This window comes from Sphingobium sp. KKT206 (assembly GCF_055640555.1).
The window spans coordinates 2,536,232-2,559,004 of record NZ_CM145764.1 but is presented as its reverse complement, the minus strand read 5'-3'; the positions used below and the strand labels follow the sequence as shown (position 1 = coordinate 2,559,004).

Annotated in this window: 27 protein-coding genes; 14 read left to right on the top strand and 13 right to left on the bottom strand. The window is 62.5% G+C overall.

Annotated elements, in window-relative coordinates:
• Nucleotide 1: 1 nt before the first annotated feature.
• Nucleotides 2–328 (bottom strand): hypothetical protein, encoded by a 327-nt coding sequence (locus ACZ2HM_RS12310; protein ID WP_171899225.1) that lies wholly within the window; start codon nt 326–328, stop codon nt 2–4.
• 20 nt (nt 329–348) lie between these two features.
• Nucleotides 349–1,290, bottom strand: coding sequence for a prolyl aminopeptidase (pip, locus tag ACZ2HM_RS12305; RefSeq protein WP_470425346.1), 942 nt, complete (start codon nt 1,288–1,290; stop codon nt 349–351).
• 170 nt (nt 1,291–1,460) lie between these two features.
• On the opposite strand from pip, the gene ACZ2HM_RS12300 reads away from it, so the two are divergent.
• Both ACZ2HM_RS12300 and ACZ2HM_RS12295 read left to right on the top strand, forming a co-directional pair.
• Nucleotides 1,461–4,241: a TonB-dependent receptor gene (locus ACZ2HM_RS12300; protein ID WP_470425345.1), complete on the top strand. Its 2,781-nt coding sequence runs from the start codon at nt 1,461–1,463 to the stop codon at nt 4,239–4,241.
• A 75-nt stretch (nt 4,242–4,316) separates the two neighbouring features.
• The gene (locus tag ACZ2HM_RS12295; protein ID WP_037473893.1) at nt 4,317–4,739 is read left to right on the top strand and encodes a response regulator; all 423 of its coding nucleotides are present in this window, start codon (nt 4,317–4,319) and stop codon (nt 4,737–4,739) included.
• A gap of 67 nt (nt 4,740–4,806) precedes the next feature.
• Here ACZ2HM_RS12295 and ACZ2HM_RS12290 read toward each other — a convergent pair whose 3' ends face one another.
• Both ACZ2HM_RS12290 and ACZ2HM_RS12285 read right to left on the bottom strand, forming a co-directional pair.
• Nucleotides 4,807–5,010, bottom strand: a complete 204-nt coding sequence (locus ACZ2HM_RS12290) for a hypothetical protein (RefSeq protein WP_076605459.1) — start codon at nt 5,008–5,010, stop codon at nt 4,807–4,809.
• Nucleotides 5,011–5,127: 117 nt separating this feature from the next.
• Complete coding sequence (locus ACZ2HM_RS12285) at nt 5,128–7,638, bottom strand: EAL domain-containing protein (protein WP_443211272.1); 2,511 nt, start codon at nt 7,636–7,638, stop codon at nt 5,128–5,130.
• Between ACZ2HM_RS12285 and ACZ2HM_RS12280 the strand changes: the two genes are divergently transcribed.
• The gene (locus ACZ2HM_RS12280; RefSeq protein WP_237236512.1) at nt 7,574–7,771 is read left to right on the top strand and encodes a hypothetical protein; all 198 of its coding nucleotides are present in this window, start codon (nt 7,574–7,576) and stop codon (nt 7,769–7,771) included. The genes ACZ2HM_RS12285 and ACZ2HM_RS12280 overlap by 65 nt on opposite strands.
• A gap of 70 nt (nt 7,772–7,841) precedes the next feature.
• Here ACZ2HM_RS12280 and dnaN read toward each other — a convergent pair whose 3' ends face one another.
• Nucleotides 7,842–8,954, bottom strand: a complete 1,113-nt coding sequence (gene dnaN, locus ACZ2HM_RS12275) for a DNA polymerase III subunit beta (protein ID WP_037473891.1) — start codon at nt 8,952–8,954, stop codon at nt 7,842–7,844.
• Nucleotides 8,955–9,125: 171 nt separating this feature from the next.
• Here dnaN and ACZ2HM_RS12270 point away from each other — a divergent pair, with 171 nt between their 5' ends.
• From ACZ2HM_RS12270 to ACZ2HM_RS12260, 3 genes are all read left to right on the top strand, one after another.
• Nucleotides 9,126–9,614: a hypothetical protein gene (locus ACZ2HM_RS12270; RefSeq protein ID WP_037473889.1), complete on the top strand. Its 489-nt coding sequence runs from the start codon at nt 9,126–9,128 to the stop codon at nt 9,612–9,614.
• A 44-nt stretch (nt 9,615–9,658) separates the two neighbouring features.
• A complete protein-coding gene (gene rlmN, locus ACZ2HM_RS12265) occupies nt 9,659–10,927 on the top strand; it encodes a dual-specificity RNA methyltransferase RlmN (protein WP_037477887.1) in 1,269 nt (422 codons plus the stop codon).
• 84 nt (nt 10,928–11,011) lie between these two features.
• The gene (locus ACZ2HM_RS12260; protein ID WP_470426851.1) at nt 11,012–11,434 is read left to right on the top strand and encodes a hypothetical protein; all 423 of its coding nucleotides are present in this window, start codon (nt 11,012–11,014) and stop codon (nt 11,432–11,434) included.
• 56 nt (nt 11,435–11,490) lie between these two features.
• On the opposite strand, the gene ACZ2HM_RS12255 is transcribed toward ACZ2HM_RS12260, so the two are convergent.
• The gene (locus tag ACZ2HM_RS12255; RefSeq protein WP_470425344.1) at nt 11,491–11,997 is read right to left on the bottom strand and encodes an outer membrane protein; all 507 of its coding nucleotides are present in this window, start codon (nt 11,995–11,997) and stop codon (nt 11,491–11,493) included.
• A gap of 323 nt (nt 11,998–12,320) precedes the next feature.
• Between ACZ2HM_RS12255 and ACZ2HM_RS12250 the strand changes: the two genes are divergently transcribed.
• The 5 genes from ACZ2HM_RS12250 to ACZ2HM_RS12230 all read left to right on the top strand — a co-directional run bounded on the left by ACZ2HM_RS12250 (nt 12,321) and on the right by ACZ2HM_RS12230 (nt 15,856).
• On the top strand, nt 12,321–13,031 hold the full coding sequence (locus ACZ2HM_RS12250; RefSeq protein ID WP_470425343.1) for a cytochrome b/b6 domain-containing protein: 711 nt from the start codon (nt 12,321–12,323) through the stop codon (nt 13,029–13,031).
• Between the two features lie 5 nt (nt 13,032–13,036).
• The gene (locus ACZ2HM_RS12245; RefSeq protein ID WP_470425342.1) at nt 13,037–13,783 is read left to right on the top strand and encodes a molybdopterin-binding protein; all 747 of its coding nucleotides are present in this window, start codon (nt 13,037–13,039) and stop codon (nt 13,781–13,783) included.
• Between the two features lie 31 nt (nt 13,784–13,814).
• Nucleotides 13,815–15,056 carry a class I SAM-dependent methyltransferase gene (locus ACZ2HM_RS12240; RefSeq protein ID WP_470425341.1) on the top strand — a complete coding sequence of 414 codons (1,242 nt, stop codon included), beginning with the start codon at nt 13,815–13,817 and terminating at the stop codon, nt 15,054–15,056.
• 99 nt (nt 15,057–15,155) lie between these two features.
• Nucleotides 15,156–15,470: a hypothetical protein gene (locus ACZ2HM_RS12235; RefSeq protein WP_470425340.1), complete on the top strand. Its 315-nt coding sequence runs from the start codon at nt 15,156–15,158 to the stop codon at nt 15,468–15,470.
• Nucleotides 15,471–15,577: 107 nt separating this feature from the next.
• Nucleotides 15,578–15,856 carry a DUF3297 family protein gene (locus ACZ2HM_RS12230; protein ID WP_037476705.1) on the top strand — a complete coding sequence of 93 codons (279 nt, stop codon included), beginning with the start codon at nt 15,578–15,580 and terminating at the stop codon, nt 15,854–15,856.
• A 39-nt stretch (nt 15,857–15,895) separates the two neighbouring features.
• Here ACZ2HM_RS12230 and ACZ2HM_RS12225 read toward each other — a convergent pair whose 3' ends face one another.
• The 4 genes from ACZ2HM_RS12225 to ACZ2HM_RS12210 all read right to left on the bottom strand — a co-directional run bounded on the left by ACZ2HM_RS12225 (nt 15,896) and on the right by ACZ2HM_RS12210 (nt 19,090).
• Nucleotides 15,896–16,627, bottom strand: a complete 732-nt coding sequence (locus ACZ2HM_RS12225) for a CHAP domain-containing protein (RefSeq protein WP_470425339.1) — start codon at nt 16,625–16,627, stop codon at nt 15,896–15,898.
• Nucleotides 16,628–16,705: 78 nt separating this feature from the next.
• On the bottom strand, nt 16,706–17,233 hold the full coding sequence (locus ACZ2HM_RS12220) for a CHAP domain-containing protein (protein WP_037476703.1): 528 nt from the start codon (nt 17,231–17,233) through the stop codon (nt 16,706–16,708).
• Nucleotides 17,234–17,341: 108 nt separating this feature from the next.
• The gene (gene recF, locus ACZ2HM_RS12215) at nt 17,342–18,415 is read right to left on the bottom strand and encodes a DNA replication/repair protein RecF (protein ID WP_470425338.1); all 1,074 of its coding nucleotides are present in this window, start codon (nt 18,413–18,415) and stop codon (nt 17,342–17,344) included.
• 39 nt (nt 18,416–18,454) lie between these two features.
• Nucleotides 18,455–19,090, bottom strand: a complete 636-nt coding sequence (locus ACZ2HM_RS12210) for a hypothetical protein (RefSeq protein WP_470425337.1) — start codon at nt 19,088–19,090, stop codon at nt 18,455–18,457.
• A gap of 72 nt (nt 19,091–19,162) precedes the next feature.
• Between ACZ2HM_RS12210 and ACZ2HM_RS12205 the strand changes: the two genes are divergently transcribed.
• Nucleotides 19,163–19,696: a peroxiredoxin gene (locus ACZ2HM_RS12205; protein ID WP_037478836.1), complete on the top strand. Its 534-nt coding sequence runs from the start codon at nt 19,163–19,165 to the stop codon at nt 19,694–19,696.
• 7 nt (nt 19,697–19,703) lie between these two features.
• On the opposite strand, the gene ACZ2HM_RS12200 is transcribed toward ACZ2HM_RS12205, so the two are convergent.
• Nucleotides 19,704–20,099, bottom strand: coding sequence for a gamma-glutamylcyclotransferase family protein (locus ACZ2HM_RS12200; protein ID WP_470425336.1), 396 nt, complete (start codon nt 20,097–20,099; stop codon nt 19,704–19,706).
• A gap of 345 nt (nt 20,100–20,444) precedes the next feature.
• Here ACZ2HM_RS12200 and ACZ2HM_RS12195 point away from each other — a divergent pair, with 345 nt between their 5' ends.
• On the top strand, nt 20,445–20,630 hold the full coding sequence (locus ACZ2HM_RS12195) for a PspC domain-containing protein (protein ID WP_470425335.1): 186 nt from the start codon (nt 20,445–20,447) through the stop codon (nt 20,628–20,630).
• Between the two features lie 333 nt (nt 20,631–20,963).
• Here the strand turns inward: ACZ2HM_RS12195 and ACZ2HM_RS12190 are convergent, their stop codons facing one another.
• The gene (locus tag ACZ2HM_RS12190) at nt 20,964–21,704 is read right to left on the bottom strand and encodes a DUF72 domain-containing protein (RefSeq protein WP_470425334.1); all 741 of its coding nucleotides are present in this window, start codon (nt 21,702–21,704) and stop codon (nt 20,964–20,966) included.
• A 114-nt stretch (nt 21,705–21,818) separates the two neighbouring features.
• Here ACZ2HM_RS12190 and ACZ2HM_RS12185 point away from each other — a divergent pair, with 114 nt between their 5' ends.
• Nucleotides 21,819–22,055: a DUF2061 domain-containing protein gene (locus ACZ2HM_RS12185; protein WP_096061677.1), complete on the top strand. Its 237-nt coding sequence runs from the start codon at nt 21,819–21,821 to the stop codon at nt 22,053–22,055.
• A gap of 3 nt (nt 22,056–22,058) precedes the next feature.
• Here ACZ2HM_RS12185 and ACZ2HM_RS12180 read toward each other — a convergent pair whose 3' ends face one another.
• Nucleotides 22,059–22,736 carry a peptidylprolyl isomerase gene (locus ACZ2HM_RS12180; RefSeq protein ID WP_470425333.1) on the bottom strand — a complete coding sequence of 226 codons (678 nt, stop codon included), beginning with the start codon at nt 22,734–22,736 and terminating at the stop codon, nt 22,059–22,061.
• Nucleotides 22,737–22,773 lie beyond the last annotated feature (37 nt).

Below are 22,773 nucleotides of genomic sequence, written 5' to 3'. Positions count from 1 at the left end.
CTCAATCCCGGCGGCTGGTCACGCGGCCGGTGCCGTCGCTGGTGATTTCGATCAGATGGGCGGTGTCATTGTCGCATCGCGCTTTCCAGCCCATCACGCCCTTGCGCACTTCGGTTCGAACCGACTCGCTCACCACCGGGCACGCCGCGCCCGACGCCCGGATCGCGCGCTCCAACACGCCGTTGCGCTGGGCGTCGTCCAACTGCGCGACTTGCGCCGCAGCCCCTGTGTCCAGCGCGGCCTGATTGTTCGCGGCAGCCGTCGGCGCGTCATCGCCACCACAAGCGGCGAGGCTCAAACCGGCCACCATCATGATCATCGTCCGCATGCCACTCTCTCCCATGTCGTTCAGTCCGCAAAACCATCGGTCGCGCGGATCAGTGCGTCCAATATGCCCGGTTCATTATATGCATGGCCTGCGCCTTCGATCATGTCGAAGCGCGCCTGCGGCCAGGCCCGGTGCAATGCCCAGGCGGTTTCGGCCGGGCAGGCCATGTCGTAGCGCCCCTGCACGATGACGCCGGGGATGCCCGCCAACTTGCCTGCGTCGCGCAGCAACTGGCCATCGTCCATCCAGCCGCCATGGACGAAATAATGATTTTCGATACGGGCAAAGGCTAGCGCGAAATCGTCCGCGTCATGCGCCGCTGAGAGCGCGGGGTCGGGCAACAGGCGGATCGTCTCGCCCTCCCACACGCTCCACGCGCGGGTGGCGGCGATCTGCGCGCCGCGATCCGGTCCGGTCAGGCGGCGATGATAGGCGTGGAGCAGGTCGCCCCGTTCCTCCGGCGGGATGGGAGCCACGAACCGCTCCCATTTGTCGGGATAGATGCGGCTTGCGCCATGCTGATAATACCAGTCGATCTCGCTGCGCCGGATGGTGAAGATGCCGCGCAGGATGAGTTCCGACACGCGCTCCCCATGCGCCTGTGCATAGGCGAGCGCCAGCGTCGATCCCCAGCTACCACCGAACACCAGCCATTTGTCGACGCCCATCATCGTGCGCAGCCGCTCGATATCGGCGACCAGATGCCAGGTGGTGTTGGCGTTGAGGTCCGCATGCGGTGTCGATCGGCCGCATCCCCGCTGGTCGAACAACAGCACATCATAGCTTGCCGGATCGAACAGGCGGCGATGGTCGGGCGCAATGCCGCCACCCGGCCCGCCATGCAGGAAGACGGCCGGCTTCGCGCCGGGGGTGCCTACCCGTTCCCAATAGACAAGGTGGCCGTCGCCGACGTCGAGATGACCGGAGGCGAAGGGGGTGATCGGGGGATAGAGCGTTCGCATGGCGTTGCTTCTAGCAACCCCGGCCTGGCTTCGCCATGTTCCACCTCGGCCAGCCCCGGTTCAGCCGCGCCATTACATGTTGCGACAAATTCGTCTGTCGGTTGCCAGAGTTCTGCGACAAGTGGCGGCTAATCGTTCATCAGCATCCGGTCTGATTTTTGGGGGTTTTCGTGCGGTTTTCCACGTCCATAGTGCTTGTTCCGTTCCTGCTGGGGACAGCGCCCGCCGCGCTGATGGCGCAGGAGGTGCCCGTGGGCGCGCCACCCGCCCAGATGGAGGATATAGAGGGCGAAGAGATAATCGTTACCGGCCAAGCCCCGCGCGGATCGGTGATCGGCAATATCGAACCGGAACAGACCCTATCGGCTGCCGATGTTCGGGCGCTGGGCGTCACGTCAATTTCCGAGATGATCAGCGAATTATCGCCGCAGACCAATGGTTCGCCGGTGATTCTGCTCAATGGCAAGCGGATATCGAGCTTCTCGGAAATTCAGGACATTCCCTCCGAAGCGGTGGCGCGGGTCGAAATCCTGCCCGAACAGGTCGCGCTCTCCTATGGCTATGCGCCGACGCAGAAGGTCGTCAATGTCGTACTGCGCGAGCGGTTCCGCGCCGAAACCGCCGAAGCGCGCGCGGGCGTGACGACGCAGGGCGGGCGGGAGAATGGCCAGGCCGAAGCCGGGATGCTGCGCATTCAAGGCGACAATCGCTTCACCCTGAACCTCAAATATAGCCGCGCTGCCGCCCTGCTGGAAAATGAGCGCGGCATCCTTCCGACTGCGCCGGGTCGCCCCTATTCGCTTGGTGGCAATATCACTGCCCCGACCTTGGGCGATACCATCGACCCAGCGCTTTCGGCCCTGGCGGGACAGAGCGTGACCGTGGCGAGCGTCCCCACTAGCGCAGCGTCCGGTGCCCCCAGGCTCAATGATTTCGTCGCAGGCGCGAACATCACCGGCGTCAGCGACCTGACGCGCTATCGCAGCCTGAGCCCGGAAACGGAGAATTTCTCCGTCAACGCCACGCTGGCCCGCGCGCTGGGCGGCGTGACCGCCACGCTCAATGGACGACTGGAACTGTCGGATAATGATTCGTTGCAGGGTCTGTCGGCCAACGCGCTGACGCTGCCGGGCGGCAACCCCTTCTCTCCCTTCGCAGGCGATACGACGCTCTATCGCTATCTGGCACAGGCAGGCGCGCTGGAGCAGCAGATACGCGGCACCACGGGGCATATCGGGCTGACGCTGAACGGTCAGTTGGGGCGTAGCTGGCAATGGTCCTTCACCGGCAATGGTGACCTGTCGATCACCCGCACCCGCACCGACCGTGGGGTGGATAGCGGTGCGATCCAGGCCGCGCTCGATGCGGGGGACGCCAGCGTCAATCCCTATGGCAGTTTCACGCCCGACCTGATCGCCACGCGCCTGTCCGACCGGGCGCGCGCGAAGAGCCAAGCGGTACAGGGCGATCTTTTGCTGAGCGGCACTTTGTTCGACCTGCCCGCTGGCGACGTGACCAGTTCGATCAGGATCGGTGCGTCCGCCAACGGCTTTGACAGCCGGTCGGTGCGATCGGGCGTCGAGAGCGAGACCCGCTACAGCCGGGAGATCGGCAGCGGTCAGTTGAGCCTGGACCTGCCGATCACCAGCCGGTCGCGCGACGTGCTGGGCGCAGTTGGCGACATCAGCGTCAATCTGAACGCGGCCGCGCAGCATTATTCGGATTTCGGGACGCTTTCGACATTGGGCTATGGCCTGCGCTGGGAACCGGTGAAGGCGGTGCAGATATTGGCATCCGCCAATCAGGATCGGGCCGCGCCAACGGGCGCGCAGATCACGGACCCGCTCATCGCGACCCCGAATGTCTCGGTCTTCGACTATGCGACCGGGCAGAGCGTGTTCGTCACCCAATTGTCAGGCGGCAGCGCCGCCCTGCGCGCAAGCGTGCGCGACCAGTTCCGCCTGTCGGCCAGGGTCAAGCCGTTCGAAAAGCCCAATCTGACGCTGACCGCCACTTATCTCAATAGCAGGACCAGCAATCCGATCGCGGCCTTCCCCACGCCGACACCGGCGCTGGAAGCGGCCTTCCCGCAACGCTTCCTGCGCGACGCGGACGGCAGCCTGCTGCAGATCGACGCGCGGCCGCTCAACTTCCTGCGGTCGCAGAGCGAACAATTGCGCTGGGGCTTCGACCTGTCGATCCCGATCAAGTCGCATGTCCAGAAGCTGGTGGAAGCGTGGCGCGCGTCGGGCGGCAAGCCCGAAGACCGGCCACCCGAATTGGCGGCCTTGTTCGGCAATCGGCCGCAGCGCGCGCCGGGGCAAGAGGGTGCCGACCGCCCGCGCGGAGAAAGAGGCGCTGGCCCCGGCGGCGGGCGCCCGTCCGGCCCACGCGGCGGCGGCTTTGGCGGCGGGCGTGGCGGTGGCCAGGGCGGCGGGCGGATCAGCGTCAGCCTCTATCACACCTGGCATCTGACCGAGAGCATCGACATTGCGCCCGGCGTGCCCCAGCTCGACCTGCTGAATGGGGACGCGACCGGATCGGCAGGCGGTCAACCGCGGCATGAAATCGACGCGCGGATCGGCTATACGAATAACGGCATCGGCGCACGGCTGGGCATTGATTGGGAAAGCGGCACCCATGTCGATGGCGCGCTTGGTGGAGGATCACGGCTGAACTTCGGCAGCCTCGCTACCGCAAACCTGCGTATCTTCGCCAATCTGGGGCAAATGCCGATGCTGGTGAAGGATATGCCGTTCCTGCGCGGGGCACGGGTGTCGATCGGCATCGACAATATCTTCAACCAGCGCCGCGAGGTCACCGATGCCACGGGCATGACCCCGCTGCGGTATCAGCCCGGCTATCTCGATCCACTGGGCCGAAGCGTATCGATCAGTTTCCGCAAGCTATTTTCTCCCAATTTCGGAGGCGGGAACAGGTCGCGTAGTTAAATTCCTGTTAGCCACGCCTAAAGCCCGTCGTTGCCCTGCCGTTATGACAGCTATCAAAGGTTCGGGAGACGATAGATGAAGCCGATCAGGATTGTGGTTGTCGACGATTCGCTCACCATCAGGGCGATGATCGAGACGTTGCTGGAGCGCGACCGCCGGGTTCAGGTGGTCGGGATCGCCCGCAATGGCGAGGAAGCGATCGACATGATCCGGCTGGAAAAGCCCGATGTCGTGACCCTCGACATCGCCATGCCCGGCAAGGACGGCATGGCGATATTGGACGAGATCATGGACATGGACCCATGCCCGGTCATCATGCTGTCCAGCCTGATGCGCGAAGGCGCACCGATCGTCGCTGAAGCGATGGACCGGGGCGCTGCCGCCTGCTTCAACAAGGCGATGATCGTGCGCGAAGCCACGCGCTTCGTCACCCTGATCAAGGCCGTGGCGCGCGGCCTGGTGGAGATGGATGTGGAGCCAGTCGCGATTGCGGCCTGAACGCAGCGTAGAAAAAAAGGGGGAAGAGCCCGATGGCTTCTTCCCCTCTTTTTTGCGCGTCACGCGTTCAACGCGCGGATGGTTTGGAACTGGCGAGTGCCATGGCGTTGGCGGCACCGCTGGCGGGCTGCACTGGCGTGTCTTTTCCCGAAATATAATAAGCGCTCAAAGTGGCGACGCCCAAGACGATCACCAATCCCAATATGGCGCGATTGCCTCTGCCGGACCTTTGTCCAGAGTTCGTCCGACCGTCATCATCACCTTTGCGCATATCTTATTCTCCATCGGGTGTATCCGTGGAGCATAATCTCTGCCGAACCCCGGTGTTCCTGCGAAAAATGGTGATATTTTGTTGCTGAACCAGTCTTTTAGTTACACAATAAGCAGATCAGGACGCGAGCGTTTTGGGCGCATTACGCAAGGCACTCAGATCAATCATACCAGCAAATTCTACGCCCATTCGGTCGCCCTTCGACCATTTGGCGGTCGCATTGACCGATTGGCCTTCTGCCAACTCGATGGCGAACAAAGTGCCGGATGGCACATTCCATAGCCCTTCGATCAGCGCGCCAGTGGCCGAGATGTTGCGGACTCGACCCGTGTAGACATGGCCTTGGTGGTGAATGGCCACGGTTCGCAACATGGTCTTGCGACTGGGCCGACTGGATTTAAAGCCATCCATCGCCACGTTGGCGCCATGCGTGTCGTGGCTTGCCATGACATCGACGAAGGGCATGGGGCGGCCATAGATATAGCCTTGAACATGGCTACACCCCAATTGCCGGATCAGCGCCAGTTCGTCTTGCGTTTCCGCGCCTTCAGCGGTCGTATCCATCCCCAGCGCCTCCGCCAGGCTGACGATCGCCTTGATGATGGCGCTATTGCGGCTGCCCTTGATGGCCGCGCCCCGCACGAAACTCTGGTCGATCTTGATCTTGTCGAACGGCGCCTTCTTCAAATAGCCGAGCGAGGAATAGCCCGTCCCGAAATCATCCAGCGCCAATCGCACGCCCAATGCCTTCAATCGTGCGAACATGGCGTCGGTGCCATCATCGTCGTTCAAGAAGACGTTTTCGGTGATTTCAAGTTCGAGGCGTTCGGGAGCCAGTTGCGACGCGGCGAGCGCATTCATGACCGTGGACGGAAAGCCGATATTGGCAAATTGCGTCGGCGAAACGTTGACTGCAACGCGAATGCCGTCGTCCCATTGCGCTGCGTCTCGACAGGCGGTGTGGATGACCCATTCGCCGATCTGACTGATCATCCCGCTGTCTTCGGCGATGGGAATGAACAAGGCGGGCGAAATCGGCCCCCGCACGGGATGCGTCCAGCGCAACAGCGCCTCATATCCGGTGATCTGATCAGTCCGCAATGACACGACAGGTTGATAGGCCAGATGCAGGCCATCGCTGGCCAGCGCATGGCGAAGATCTTGTTCCAGGCGACGGCGATCTTCGGCGTCGGCATGCATTTCCGACGAATAGAAGCGATGCCTGCCTCGGCCGTCACCCTTCGCCGCATAGAGCGCAAGGTCGGCGTTGCGAATAAGCGCATCAGCCGTAACGCCATCCTGGGGCGCACAGGATATGCCGATGGATACGCCGATGACGACGGCATTGCCTTCGATCGAATAGGGCTGGGCCACCGCGTTGATGATGGTCTGGGCCAGAAGGGCCAATGCATCCCGGTCATGATGTCCAGGCAGCAATATCTTGAACTCGTCGCCACCCTGACGCCCGACCAACCCCTTGTCGCCGACGGTGCGTTTAAGTCGCTGGCTGACCTGGCGCAGCAGCGCGTCTCCTGCAGGGTGGCCCAGCGTGTCATTGACCAGCTTGAACCGATCAAGGTCCAGCATCATCAACGCGCAATCGCCTGGTCGGCCCGGCCGCTCCGTGACCGCCTGCTCCAAGGAACTGAGCATCTGGATACGATTGGCAAGGCCGGTGAGGGAATCGAACTGGGCAAGGCGCGTCACTTCGGCCTGACTGCGGCGCATTTCCGTCAGATCCGTGCCGCTGCCGCGAAAGCCATGAAATTGCCCATATTCGTTGAACACCGGCTGGCCGGAGATCGACCACCATCGCTCTTCCTTCGCCATCGCCGCGCAGACCGAGAGGTCGGAAAAGCCAGTCCGCGCCGACAGATGAAAGCCCAGTGTGCGCTCCCCGTCGCCTTGCTGCCTGTCGCCCGGCCGGATGATTTCCGTCATCGGGCGGCCGATCAGCGCGCCTTCGCGCGCATCAAGCGTTTGCGCCAGCGTATCGGATATGTAGGTCAGGCATCCGTGCCGGTCGGTTTCCCAGAACCAGCCCCGCCCGGTGCGCTCATGCTCCAACAATAGTCGATCGGAACGCTGCGCGCGCAGGTCCTGCCTATGCCGTTCGATGGCGCAGTCCCGATCGACCGTGGCTTGCCGCACCGTCGCAACAGCCATCACGATCACGCAACACAACAGCATGCCGATGTGCGTGACACCGGCATGTTCCGTCACGGCCACCAGCAACAGGCCGAGAAAATAGCCGATCCCCAACAGACGCCTGTCGCCGAAAATACAGACAGCCAATAGAGCGACGGCCAATTCGGGGACTGCCAAAAGAAAAGCAGGTGCCGACGCCGCTGCGGGTGCCTGTCCTAGCCAGAGGCTGAAGCAGAGCCCCGACAAAAACACCATCGGCAACATCAGCCGATTCTGGACATGGGGCTTGACCGCTTGAAACGACGCCTGGCGCGGGACGATCATCAAGACGCCGTCGACCAACAGCATGATAGCCAGGACTACGGCCTGCTCCCCGTCCCCTGCGTGATAAAAGGGGATATGCAGGAGGCTGACGATGCAGATCTTCGCCAGCAGGATCAACGGCCATAAGCGCGCGATCGGCGCGAACGCTCCCGAAATCCAGGATGCGGAAACCTCGGTTCCGCTTTCCGTCAGGCCCAGTGCGACCATCAAGGTCATCGGCCGCGAAGACGGATCGGACAAGGAAGCGCGCAATGGATTCATGCGCCCGACAATAGCGCCAAGTCGTTGACAGAGGCTTACTACCCGAACTCCTGTAATCATAAGATTACATCATCGGGTCAGGCAGTAGCGCCCGCTACTCAGACACGCATCGGCATAAGGACATACAGGGCGGGACTGGCATCATTCTCGCGAATCAAGGTCGGTGCGGCGGCATCGGCCAGATGCAGCTCGACCAGATCGCTGTCGATCTGCCCCAATATGTCGAGCAGATAGCGCGCGTTGAACCCGATATCGAAGCCCTCGCCCTGGAAGGCGCCGGGTACTTCTTCGGCCGCCGTGCCGTTTTCCGGGCTGGTCACCGACAGGGTGATCTTGTCGCGGTCGAGGCTCATCTTGACCGCGCGGGTCTTTTCGGTCGCGATGGTCGCGACGCGATCGACACCTTCTTCGAAGCCACGCGGGTCGATCTTGAGCAATTTGTCGTTCGCGGTCGGGATGACGCGGCTATAATCGGGGAAAGTACCGTCGATCAGCTTGCTGGTCAGGATCGCGCTGCCCAGCCCGAAACGGATCTTGCTCGCCGACAGCGCAATCTGGATCGAGCCATCGACCTCGTCGAGCAGCTTGCGCAGTTCAGCGATGCATTTGCGGGGAATGATGATGCCGGGCATGCCGTCCGCGCCATCGGGGCGAGGCACGGTGATGCGGGCCAGGCGATGGCCGTCGGTCGCGGCGGCGCGCAAAACCGGCTGGCCGTCGTCGGCGACGTGGAAATAGATGCCGTTCAGATAATAGCGCGTCTCTTCGGTCGAGATCGCAAAGCGCGTCTTGTCGATGATCTGCTTCAATGTTTCGGCCGGCAGTTCGAAGCTGGTCGGCAGTTCGCCCTCGGCAATGACCGGAAAGTCGTCGCGCGGCAGGGTGGACAGGTTGAAGCGCGCGCGCCCGGCCTGGATCAGCATCTTGCCCTCGGCCGCCTGGAGCGAGACCTGGCTGCCTTCGGGCAGTTTGCGCGCGATGTCGAACAGCGTGTGCGCCGAAATGGTCGTCGCGCCGGGCTGCTCGACTTGGGCTGCAATACTGTCGACGATCTGGAGGTCGAGATCGGTCGCCATCAGCTTGATCGCGCCATCGGCCGATGCTTCGATCAACACGTTGGACAGGATGGGAATAGTGTTCCGGCGCTCGACCACCGACTGGACGTGGCTCAGGCTCTTGAGGAGCGTTGCGCGTTCGATGGTGGCCTTCATGTCCCTGATCTGTCCGTTTCTTTTTAAGCCGATAGCCAGGATTCGGTCGAATCCCGGCGACAATGATGGATGGTTCTTCATAACCGCTGTTGCGGCGTGGGCAAGCACTCGCTCACCCTTTCACGCTGCACCAGGGTTGCAAATGGGGACAGGTTGGGCTTTGCCGTTCGGATGCGCGCTGCCTTTTTACTCCTGACGGCCCTGCTGCTTGCGATCGCGCCAGCCTCGGCACGCGATTCTCTTGGAATATTCGACGGTTGGGGCGCCTTTCGTGACCCGGCGACGCCGCGTTGCTATGCCATCGCCCAATCGGTGATGCGCGGTGGAAGGCGCGGCAAAGGCTTTGCCTCCGTCGGCACCTGGCCACGCCAGCGGGTGCGCGGGCAGATTCACCTGCGCCTCAGCCGCGCCCGGTCGGACAAGGCGCCGGTGACGCTGAGCGTGGGCGAGCGCCGATTCTCCCTGGTCGCAGGCAAGGTTGACGCCTGGGCCGCGGACGCGCGCGGCGATGCGGCGATCATCGCAGCCATGCGATCAGCCAGCAGCATGAGCGTGCAAAGCATCGACGCGCTGGGCCGCGCCTTTGCCGACAGCTACGCCCTGCGCGGCGCGGCGACGGCGATCGATGCAGCGGCGCTGGGCTGCGCACGGGTGCGGTAGGCGCGCGCTTTCACATTTTGTGAAAATCGACTATGGGCGCGGCTATGCAATCAGCCGCCAACCTTGTCATGCCGATTCCCGGCCTCATCGATCCTGTGCCCGTGCCCCGCGCCGTCACGCCCCGCGCGGATGGCCGCACCGACCTGCTCGGCCTGTCGCGCCCGCAGATCAAGGCCGTGCTGGAGGAGGCAGGGCTGGACGGGAAAGCGGCCAAGCTGCGCGCCAAGCAGCTGTTCCACTGGCTCTATCATCGTGGCGAGACCGATTTCGAGGCTATGACGGACCTTGCCAAGCCGATGCGCGGCTGGATGGCCGAGCGCTTCGTCGTCGGCCGACCGGAGGTGGTGGAGGCGCAAGTTTCCAACGATGGCACCCGCAAATGGCTGCTCCGCTCGGATGACGGGCAGGATTATGAGATGGTGTTCATCCCCGATGCGGATCGGGGAACGCTGTGTGTGTCGAGCCAGGTCGGCTGCACGCTGAACTGCCGTTTCTGCCATACCGGCACGATGCGTCTGGTGCGCAATCTTACGCCGGGCGAGATTGTCGGCCAAGTCATGCTGGCGCGGGATGCGCTGGGCGAATGGCCCAAGGGCAATATGGGCAGCAACGTCGCGGTGCTGGACGACGAAGACGAGGACGCGCCGCAATATTCGCCTGATGGGCGGATGCTGACCAATATCGTGATGATGGGCATGGGTGAGCCGCTCTATAATTTCGAGCATGTGCGCGATGCGCTCAAGGTCGTGATGGACGGCGATGGCCTCGCGCTTTCGCGCCGCCGCATCACGCTTTCGACCAGCGGCGTCATCCCGATGATGGCGCGCGCGAGCGAAGAGATTGGCGTGAACCTCGCCGTCTCGCTCCATGCCGTAACCAAGGAAGTGCGCGACGAACTGGTGCCGCTCAACAAGAAATATGGGATTGAGGAGCTGCTCCAGGCCTGTGCCGACTATCCCAAGGCAAGCAATGCCCGGCGCATCACATTTGAATATGTGATGATCCGCGACAAGAATGACAGCGACGAGGATGCCCGCGAACTGGTGCGGTTGCTGCGCAAATATAAGCTGCCCGCCAAGGTCAACCTGATCCCGTTCAATCCTTGGCCGGGCAGCGATTATGAATGCTCGACGCCTGATCGTATCCGCGCGTTCAGTTCCATCGTGTTCGAAGGCGGCATTTCCGCGCCGGTCCGCACCCCGCGCGGGCGCGATATCATGGCGGCCTGCGGCCAGTTGAAGTCGGCGAGCGAGAAGAAGAGCCGGGCCGAACTCGACCGGCTGGCAGCGGAGAAGCAAGCGGCGCTGGGATGACGCGCGCCGGTTACGTGCGCCCAGTAAGGCACGAAACGATAGCCCCGCCCTGATCCGGCGGGGTTTTTCTTTGGGGGACTGATGATGACGGATGACGAGATCGAACGGCTGGCGACGGGCTTTTGCGATTGCACTCTGCCCAAGGCCGCATGGACCCATGGCGCGCATTTCGCGACCGCGCTCTGGCTGATCCTGACGCGCGCCGACATCGATCCGGAACGCGACATGCCCGCGATGATCCGGCGCTATAATCAGAGCGTCGGCGGGGTGAACAGCGACACGGGCGGCTATCATGAAACGATCACCCAGGCGTCGCTGCATATGACCCGCGCTTTGCTGGCCGTATTGCCGGCGGACGCGACACCCGCAACCGCCTTTGCCGCCCTGATAGCGTCGCCGCTTGGGAACAAGGACTGGCTGTTCAATTACTGGTCGCGCGAGACGCTGATGGCCCCTGCGGCACGGCGCGCCTGGATCGAACCCGACATACAGCCGCTCCCAGCATAGAAAAAGGGCGGCCCTTTGCAGGACCGCCCTTCGTCATTTCAACGGATCCGCAAGGATCAGAAGCGGAAGCCGACGCCGACCATCGCGGCGTCACGGCCACCGATATTCTGCTCATATTCGGTGCGCTGATATTCGGCCGAGATATAGGTCGACGGGGTCGCCGCGAATTCCAGACCACCACCGAAGCGGACGCCTTCCAGGCCAGCGCCGTCACCATCGACTTCGAAGCGGGTGGTGGCATAGCCGACCTTGCCGAACGCCAGGACGCGCGGCGTGGCGACGAAGCCAAGGCGCAGCGACGCAGCGAGATCGCGGCTGACGTCCAGGCCGAAATCGTCGACCGTGGTGTCGCCCAGGCTGACTTCGATGCCGCCGGTGACGCGAGGGGTCAGCGCCAGGTCGTAACCAGCGGTCACGCCATAAGCGAAGCCTTCTTCGCCGCCGATCTTGTCATAGCCCATGGTGACGCCAGCGCGCGGCCCGGTGAAGGGTGCAGCGTCCTGAGCGACGGCAGGGGTTGCAACAACGGCAGCAGTAATAGCTGCGAAAATCACAGTCTTCATAAATTCCTCGATATTATTATATTGCCTGACATAGTTTATCGTCAGGCTATTTGGTTCGACGCGAAGATTTCATGGCGCCATATGCGCCATGTTTATCCTATCCATGATTGCTTTTATTTTTAGCGATCATGAACGCGATCCGCATCGGCATCGCGTGATTGCCATCTAGGTGCGCCCTGTTGATTTGCAAAGGGGCTGGATTGTAAGTGGTCATGATTCTTGATTTATGTTGCAAAAGTGTGACATTGACAGCCATCGGGCTGGGTGCCGACTGTCATACAGGCTTCGTGGATTTTCCCCGAAAAAGGCGTAAGGTTGCGCCAATGGATAGCCCCACTCCCACCGACGGCATCACCGTCAAGCGCCATCGGCTTTCGACCCGGTTGTGGCATTGGCTGAACGCCGCGCTGCTCTATGTCCTGTTCACCAGCGGCCTTGGCATCTTCAACGCCCATCCCCGCCTCTATTGGGGGCAGTATGGGGCGAATTTCGACCATGCCTGGTTGGAACTGGAGCGGTTTCCCGGTTGGATCACCTTGCCTGGCCTTTATAATCTGGCGATGTCGCGCCACTGGCATCTGACCGCCGCACCGATCTTTGCCTTCGCGCTGCTATTCTACATGCTCAGGAGCCTCGCCAACCGGCATGTGACCCGCGACCTCGCATTCCGCCGCTATGATCTGCGCCCGCGCCACATCTGGCAGGATATAAAGGACCATGCCCGGTTGCGTTTCCCGACGGGGCAAGCCGCGCTGCGCTACAATGTCCTGCAGAAGGCCAGCTATGTCGGCGTGATCTTCATTCTGTTGCCGCTCGTCATCCTGACCGGGCTGACCATGGCACCGGGCATGAATGCGGCTTGGCCCTGGCTGGTCGACCTGTTCGGCGGGCGGCAATCGGCGCGTTCGCTGCATTTCATCGCTGCCTTTGCGCTGGCCGCATTTTTCATCGTTCACATCCTGATGGTGATCCTGGCCGGACCGATCAACGAAGTGCGATCCATGATTACCGGGCGATACCGGGTGCCGGAGTAACGACCATGATCCTGACTCGCCGCATGGCGCTGCTCGGCGCTGGCGCCATGCTCACCGGCTGCGACCGGCTGGCCAGCCATGACAGCGTGCGAGAGGCGCTTTTCTCGGCCGAAAATTTCCATCGCTGGGCACAGCGCAGCCTGATGGCCCGCGACGCGCTGGCGCAGGAATTTCGCCCTGACCAGATTTCGCCGATTTTCCGCGCCAATGGCACCGCAAATCCCAATACGCCCGCCTATAAGGCGTTGTGGCGCAATGGCTTTGCCGACTGGCGACTGGCCGTCACCGGCCTTGTCGAACGGCCGCTGTCCCTCTCCCTTGCCCAGCTACGGACTCTGCCGCATCGCGAGCAGATTACCCGCCACGACTGCGTCGAGGGATGGAGCGCGATCGGCAAATGGCGTGGCGTACCGCTGCGCACGATAGTGGAGGGCGCTCGGCTGCGCGATAGCGCGCGCTATCTCGTGTTCCGCTGCGCCGACGATATGGGCGGCGGACGGCCCTATTATGAAAGCATCGACCTGATCGACGCCTTCCATCCCCAGACCATCCTCGCCTTTGCGCTGAATGACGCACCCCTGACCGTCGCCAATGGTGCCCCGGTTCGGCTGCGCGTCGAACGGCAGCTTGGCTATAAACAGGCCAAATATCTCATGGGGATAGAGGCGGTGGCGACGCTGGACGGGATCGGCAAGGGCAAGGGCGGCTTCTGGGAGGATGTCGCGGGCTATGACTGGTATGCGGGTATTTGACGCAAGCTGTCCGGGGTGACAAGGTAACGGCATGAGACTGTTCGAGCGGGTGTTGGGGCGACTGGTCACACGGGGCCAGCTGACGGTAACTTATGCAAATGGACGACGCTTTGTCGTTGGACAGCCCGATCCTGCCTTTCCCGATCTGGCGTTGCGATTTCACGATGGCCGCGTGCCCTTCGACATCGTTCGCGATCCCCGGTTGGGGATGGCCGAAGCCTGGATCGACGGCCGCATCGCCATCGAAGGCGGCGGCATCCTGGAATTCATATCCTTGATCCGGGCCAACACCCCCTGGGAAAGCGGTCGGTCGATCGACGCCAAGACGCTGCTGGCGCGCAGCATGGGCAGCGTGCGCCAGAAGCTATGGCGCGCCAATCACAAGGCACGGTCGAAGGCGAATGTCGCGCATCATTACGACCTGTCGGGCGCGCTCTACGCGCTCTTCCTCGACCGGGACCGCCAATATAGCTGTGCCTATTTCCCCGATGGCGACAATGAAGCCGGCATCAGCCTGGAACAGGCGCAGGAGGACAAGAAGGCGCATATCGCGGCCAAATTGCGGCTCGAACCGGGGATGAAGGTGCTCGACATCGGCTGCGGCTGGGGCGGGATGGCGCTGTATCTGCACCGTACCTGCGGTGTCGACGTGACCGGTATCACCTTGTCGGAGGAACAGCTCAAGGTCGCACGGCAAAGGGCGGTGGATGCAGGCGTCGCCGACCATGTCCGCTTCGAACTGATGGACTATCGCGACATGACGGGCGCATTCGACCGGATCGTGTCCGTCGGCATGTTCGAACATGTCGGTACGGCCCATTATCGCAGTTTCTTCAGCAAGTGCCGCGACCTGTTGACCCCGGAAGGCGTCATGCTGGTCCACACGATCGGGCGGATGGGCGGCCCCGGCGTCACGGACGCCTTCACCCAGAAATATATCTTCCCTGGCGGCTACATCCCCGCTTTGTCGGAAATGATCGCGGGCAGCGAAGGCACGCGGCTGATGGTCACCGATGTCGAGGTGTTGCGGCTCCATTATGGGCTGACCATCCGCCAATGGTATAAGCGCACCATGGCGCATCGCGCCGAGATCGTCGCGCTCTATGACGAGCGCTTCTTCCGGCTGTGGACTTTCTATCTCGCCGGGGCCGCGACGGTGTTCGAACATGGTGGCATGGTCAATTATCAGGTCCAATATGCGCGCGACCGGCGCGCGCTACCCATCACCCGCGACTATATGCTGGAGGCCGAGGCCGCACTGGCCGGACGCTGAATGTTGGCTGACAAGGCCATTCGCTGACGGTTCAGCCGACAGGCGGCATTCTCCCCGTCATGCCCCGCCTCCCCCGCGGGGTGGATGAGGAGAGAGCACATGAACATTTTATGGAAGGGCGCGGCTGCGGTGAGCCTCGCCATCGCAGGCATTGCCGCGGCAGCCCCCGCGCAGGCGCAACATCATGGCGGCTATCGCGAAGGATGGCGGGGCGATCGTGATCGCGGCTGGGACAACCGCCGTTGGGACAATCGTCGCTGGGACGGGCGCAGGGATGGACGGCGCTGGGATGGCCGCCGCCACTGGCGGGGCGACCGAGGCTATTACCGAGCCGCCTATCGCCCGCGTTGCTGGACCCAGTGGCGCTATGACTATTATCGCGATCGCAACGTCCGCGTTCGCGTCTGTCGCTGACGGGCCTGCGCCAGCCCGTCGATCAGGCTGATCGGCGGGTTGGGGCAGTTGACGGGTTGGCGGGCAAAAGGCTAGGCGCAGCCCAGCCAATTCCAAGGAACCGCATCATGAGCGACACGCCCCCCGACCATCTGTCCACCAATCCCAAAAGCCCCCATTTCAACATGGAGGTGCTGCAACGTGGCATCGGCATCCGGTTCAAGGGTCGCGAGCGCAAGGATGTCGAGGAATATTCGATTTCCGAGGGCTGGATTCGCGTCGCTGCGGGCAAGACCCGCGATCGCCACGGCAATCCGCTGACGATCAAGCTGACCGGACCTGTCGAAGCCTGGTTCGAAAATCCGGCCGAAGGCGCCGACGAAGACAAGCCGGCCGACGCGGAATAAGCGTCATGCACAGGCGCGCGTCGGTGCGCGCGCCTGTTGTCAGTTCAGGACGGACTGGCGTTTGACGTCGGCGATTATCGCACTCAGCGTCCGCTGCGATGGGGTTGCGTCCGCGTAGCTAACCACGCGCAAATCCGCCTCCAGACGCGGAGCCGCTTTCCGGGCGGCCTTGGCCGGGGCGGCAGGTGCCTGCGCGACCATGATGCCGCCATGGGGTGCGGGCGCGCGATGCGGCCGACGCATATCCCACATATCCGCGTCGATTTTGGCAAAGCGCACGCTGCTACCCAAGGCGGGGTCAGGCGTGAAATCATGCAATTTCGCTTTGACCGGATAGATGAAGCCGAAGGTCGGGTTGGTGCGCGCGCCCATTTGCGCGGTCGGACTATGCCAGACGCGCACCTGGCTCCAGTCGCCGCCGTCCGACACGTCGATCGCCAGCACATCTTCCTCGATCGCGCCGGGCACGGACCAGTTGGCGTGGCGGATCAGCACGCGCCGATCGTCCAGCACGCGACTGACCACCGCGACATGACCCAGCATCATCGGGCCATGCGGCCGGAACGCCAGCACCGCGCCCTTTTTGGGCTTGGCACCGCGTTTATACTGTTGGCTGGCCTGGTCCCACCAGGTCAGCGCATCCCCGCGAATATCTACGCCCGACACGATACGCGCATAAGGCACGCATTGCAGCACCGCCGCGCTCCACAAAGGCGCAGCCGTCAGACCGGACGCCAGCAATGCTGCCGCCCGGACAAGTCCTCGAATCATTTATGCGATCCCGAAACCCAAGAATCGCCCCACCAAGGACGACCCTAGATCGCGACTATTTATGAAGAGGTTAAAGGATCAGAATGCCGCACGGGGCGCGCCGCCGCTGGCCGCTGCCGATGCGATCTGCACCGGCTGATCAATGGTGCGGGCCGGCTGGGCATAGATGAAACCGCGCGCCGCATTGGAGCGCAGGCCTAGATTGCCGATCGGGCCATACCATACGCGCACATCGGTCCAGTCATTGTTGGCCGATACGTCGATCGCGCGGACATTGCGCTCGATACCGCCACGATAGGACCAGTTGGCATGGGTCAGCAGCACTTCGCGCTCATTGACGACCTTGCTGACCATCGCGACATGGCCGACCGGCATGGAGCGGCTTGCGGCAAAGGCGAGGACGGCACCGACGCGCGGTTCATGACCACGGTCATAGCGGCCTTCCGCCTGGTTCCACCAAGTATGCGCGTTGCCGTAAAGGTCGATGCCGGACGCCTGACGGGCGAAGGGAACGCATTGCAGCACTCCGGCCGTCGCAGGCGTAACGATCAGGGAAGAGAGCGCAAGAAGAGCAGCGGCAAAAACCGCGCGAAAACTACCGATCATGCGAATGCGACCCCGACTTGGCTTTTAGGCTTTTGCCCCGATGGCTGCTTTAGGCCAGACGCCGGACGCCATGGAAAGCGCCGGGCGACGAGTCGTTGCGACGACGCGTTATGTCGCGGAACAAAAGAGATGGCCCGCCGTTACAGTTAATCGAGTTGCCGCCGTCAAATCGTTGAAAAGCGACGATTCCGTGCCGGTCATCCAGACCTGCCCCCCGGTTTCGGCCAATCGGTCGAACAAGGCAGCCCGCCGCGACGGGTCGAGATGCGCCGCCACTTCATCGAGAAGCAGTACGGGCGGTTGCCCGCGATCGGCGGCCACCAGTGCGGCATGGGCGAGCAAGATGGATAGCAGCAATGCCTTTTGCTCGCCGGTCGAACACAGCGCGGCTGGCTGCGCCTTGGCAATATGAGTGACAGCCAGATCATGGCGATGTGGCCCGGACAAGGTCCGGCTCGCAGCCGCATCGCGTCGTCGATCCCGCCCCAGCCGGACCGCCAAAAGCTCGTCGCTGGCACCCTCTTCCTGCTCGATCAGAACGGACGGGCGGGCAAAGGGCGCGTCGGGCTGGCCGGCCAGCACCATGTTCAGGCGCATGACCAGATCAGTGCGCGCTTGCGCCAGCGCGGTGCCATGCTCGTCCATCTGCGCCTCCAGCGCAGTCAGCCAGACCGGGTCTGCGCGGCGCAGGTCGACCAGCAGCCGGTTGCGCGCACGCATCGCTGCATCATAGCGGGCGCTGTGCGCAGCATGGCCGGGGTGCAGCGCCAGTGTCAGCCGATCCAGAAAGCGCCGCCGCCCGCCCGGACTGTCGAGAAACAGCCGGTCCATCGCCGGGGTCAGCCAGACGATCGCCAGATGATCCGCCAGCGCATTCGCCGATGAGGCCACCCCGCCGATCCGCACCTGTCGCCGGTCGGGCGTGGCGGCCGATACGCCCGTGCCCAGCACGACCCCGTCCACCTCCGCCGCGACGCCAAAGCCGCCCGCTCCATCCTGCCGCGTCATCGCGCGCAGGGCCGCGCCGCGCAGCCCGCGCCCCGGTGCCAGCATCGACACGGCTTCTAATATATTGGTCTTGCCCGCGCCATTGTCGCCGGTCAGCAGGATGAAAGGATGATCGGGCAGGATCAGCGCATCCGCATGGTTGCGGAAATCGCTCAAGGTCAGGCGGCCGATCATCGGGCGGCTGTAGCGGGCAAGAGGCTGTCGGGGAAGCGCTTAGCAGCGTTTGCGCGTTGCAGACGTCCCGTCATTGACGATGACGAGCCGTTGCCCATCGTCTGCCAGGGCGAGCGACATGGTACGGGTCCAACTTTGTCCCTCGCCGATAAAGGCTGCTGTGACCGACAAACGCCCGTCCTCCCCCGGCGTGGCCTTTTGCACAATACCGACGCTTTCATGGAAGACCAACTGGTCCGGCAGAATATTCAATTCCATATCCGCCGCCCGGTCGCCGCATCGATCATTGATGCCGGTCCAGCGTCCGTGCAGAGCCGCCGGGATCGGTCCGGCCATGTCGGCGTCGGCAGCAGTCGCGTTGGATGCCGTTTCGACCGGCGACGTTGCGTTCGCAGCGGGCGAGCGATCCTGCTCCATTTTTTCGGTGCGGTCGCTGATATTCGCCGTCACCGACGGCGACGCGTCCGGTGAGTCCGCTGCCTTGTCGCAGGCGGCAAGCGCGATCGGGAGAAGGATGGCAAGGGCAAGGCGCATGACCACAGGAACAGGCGAGTTGCGCGGTGGTTCCTTCGATAGCGCCATTCCCCAATGGCCGACTTGCGCCCGGCTGTCATTGCCGTCATCACCAAGCCTTGCGAGGATCATCGCGATGTCGGCCGTTTCGCCGACATTCATGATCAACGAGGCATTGCGATCATTTACAAGGGGGCGAGCGGCTCCCGTCGCCTGACTGATGGAGCCCAACCGATGAAGCGCCTGACTTTCCTCCTTGCCACCGTCGCTGCCCTAACCGCATCGACCAGCGCCATGGCCGCCCTGGCCGTCGGCGCCAAGGCCCCAGAATTCACAACGCGCGGGGCGATGGCGGGCAAGACCTTCACGCTTACCCTGTCGCACCAGTTGAAGCGTGGCCCGGTCGTCCTCTATTTCTTCCCCAAGGCGTTCACGCCGGGCTGTTCGGCCGAAGCGCGCGAATTTGCCGACAATATCGACAAGTTCAAGGCAGCGGGTGCGACGGTGATCGGCATGTCGGCCGATCCGGTCGATGATCTGGTCGCTTTCTCCACCAAGGAATGCGCGGGCAAGTTCGCGGTCGCCTCCGCCGGGCCGGGCATTGTCTCGGGCTATGACGTTGCGCTCAAAATGCGTCCGGGCATGACCGACCGCACCTCCTATGTCATCGCGCCGTCGGGCCGGATCGCCTTCGTCCATTCCGAAATGAGCTATGCCAATCATGTGAAGACCACGCTCGCCGCGGTCGAAGCGATGAAGCAGAAATAAGAGCGCATTATCGCTGGCGGGGTAGAAAATCGCCGCCAGCGATCAGCGGCAAATCCGTTACCGGCAGGGCGTAGACATAGGCCCAGGCGACGATGGGGCCGTCCGGTCCCCACACGCTCAGTTTTTCGCGGCGATATTCGTGCGGCTGCGGATATGTAACGGCGCATTCTTCATACGCATCGAGCCAGGCAAGCGTCGCCGCAAGATCAGACAGCGCGAGCAGGTCGCCAATGACCTGCCCCTCCGGCCCCGGCAGGAAAGCGGGATAATCCCCCACTCGGTAAAGCCGTCCTTGGGCAAAAGCGCGACCGATATATTGAGTCGCCCCTTGCAACCGCCGCGCCATCGGCCCGTCAAAGCCCCGTCGCAACGTGCCATAGACAAAGAGTGGCAGTTGGATCACGCACAAGCCCCGCAAAAATTCCTAACCAGCAGGAATTTTCGCCAATAGGCGGAATTTTTGAAATGCGCGCACCCGACCGCGACGGCGGAAAACCCCGCATTTCTCAAAGAAATCAAAACTGGCACGGCTTCTGCATTCCCTGAAAGCATCAAGGCCGGATGGTCCGGCCACCAGACAAACAGGGAGTTTTCATCATGTCCATCACCCGTTTCCAGCATGTCGCCGTTGCGTTCACCGGTGCCATCTTCGTCGCCAGCCTGTTCATCAGCGCGGCCGTACCGGTCCTGCCGATCGCCTGATCGCACGCCATCTCAGACTCTCCAGATAGATTTGAAAGCCAAAGTCATGAACAACAGTTTCACCCTCGACCGTCGCAATGGCAAGATCATGGGCGTATGCGCGGGCCTGTCCAACCGCAGCAACCTGGATGTGACATTGATCCGCGTCGCCGTCGTCCTGCTGACGCTTTGTGCGCTCGGACCCATCGGCGTGGTGGCTTATCTGCTCGCAGGATGGCTTGCCGAAGGTTGATGTCGCCGCAAATCATTGCAGCAAAGCGTATGGCATACAGACAGTAAAAAGGCCGCTCCGGTTATACCGGAAGCGGCCTTTTCGCATCCCGTAATGTCGGGATCAAGGTTGAGCGCAAAGCGCGCTCAGGCATAAAGCACCGAGTAGAAAGTCAGCATCTGTGCGCCGACGGCTACGATCAGTGCGGCGCCTTGAAAAGCCTGCCGCATGGTCATGTCCTTTGTTTGGATATCATCTATCCCCCGTCTTGGGGTTGCGGGCCTATGCGCCTGTCATGGTTATGTAACAATCGCAAAGCACGGCATGCCGATTGCACTAAATGCAACAGTGCTGTTACCCCAAAGCCGCAATCAGCGCCTTGGCCGCAGCAGGGTTGCGCTCTTTGGCACCGCCGATGACAAACGCATAGACGTCCCCCTGTTTGGCCAGCGTCCGCCCCTGATCGGTCCAATAGTTGATGTCTGTGGGAGAATAGCCAGTCGCCTCTTCCGCCTGGGTCCGCATCAGCCGCAGATAGGAAAAGCCGACATCATATCCCTGAATCGCCGGATAGCTGTCATGATCGGCCAGTACGACCGCCACGCCTGCATCCCGCGCCATCTCCAGAAAAGCCGGATCGTCGAAACTTTCGTGCCGCACCTCGACCGCATGGCGCAATGCGACGCCATCGACGCTGGCAGGCAACAGGCGCAGGAACGCGCCGAAGTCGTCGGGATCGAACCGCTTGGTCGGCATGAATTGCCACAAGATCGGACCCAGCCGATCGCCCAACTCGACAATGCCCTGTTTCGTGAATTTCGCGATCGAGTCTCCCGCTTCGGCCAGCACTTTACGATTGGTGCAGTAGCGCGATGCCTTGACCGCGAACTGGAACCCGTCGGGCACGGCCTTCGCCCAGCTCGCGAAAGTTGCGGGCTTTTGACTGCTATAATAGGTCGCATTGATCTCGGTCGCGGTCAGATGCGCCCCGACATAGGCCAGTTCGTCTTTCTGCCGCAGCCCGACGGGATAGAAATTGTCACGCCATGGCGCATAGACCCAGCCGCCAATGCCCACCCTCATCCGACCTGCCATATCGCGATTCTCCTGCCGCAATGCTGATCGCTTTCGCCGATCAGAGCCAATGGAAAAAGCGGTTGGCACATTTTGCGAATAATTCTTAACTGGGTCGCAACAAGGAGCATCCCCATGTCGCTGGACCTCATCAAGACGGGCACATATCTCAGCATCCACCTCACGGTCGGCTTTACCGTCGCCTATCTCATGACCGGATCAGTAGCGCTGGCGGGTGGCATTGCGCTGGTCGAACCAGTGATCAATGCCGTCGCCTTCTTCTTTCACGAAAAGGCGTGGAAGAAGATACAGGCCCGGCCGCCGCGTGAAGGATATCCGGCGTCGCGGCGCGATCAAGCAGCCTTCGCCTGATCGCTACCTTGCAGGCTTCCGTAGCCTGCCGATCAACCAGGGCTTCACCCCGCCGGTAGGCTTGGCTTTGCCGTCAAGACGTTTAGCATGGCGGATGACGATCGGCTTGACGATCATTTGCCCCCGCATCGGCCCAGTCCCGCAGCAGGTCGGGACAGCGAGGATTTTCTTCACCACGTCCATCCCCGCGACAACATGGCCAAAGGCCGCATAGCCGATATAGCCCGGCCGTGCGTCCATGGTGGGGGTCGGGCCGATGGTGATGAAGAAATTACCCATTGCCGAATTGGGCCGGTTGGGCCGCGCCATGGACAGCGTCGCGTCAAGATGGCGGATGCCCGTCTGGGTCGTCGGCTCATGTACCACCGGCGGCAAGGACCGCCGCGCATCGCTGTCGATCCCGCCCTGGATCAACCCCATCGTCGGCGCGGATTTGCGTCGCGCGGCGCGGTAGAAGGTGACGCCGTCAAACCGACCATCATCCACATAGGTCAGGAAATTCGCCGCCGTGCGCGGCGCGCGTTTCTGATCCACCGCGACGATGATCGTCCCCACCGACGTATCGATCGCGACGCGGGTGTAGCCGGGCGTCGGCCGGTTGGTTGGTGCAGCAGTAGCAAGGCCAGAAGAGAGCGCCAGAGCAAGTGCAAGGATATGGAATAACGATAGGCGGACGATCATAGCGTCCGGCCTATCGCTCCCACACCCGACTGGCAAC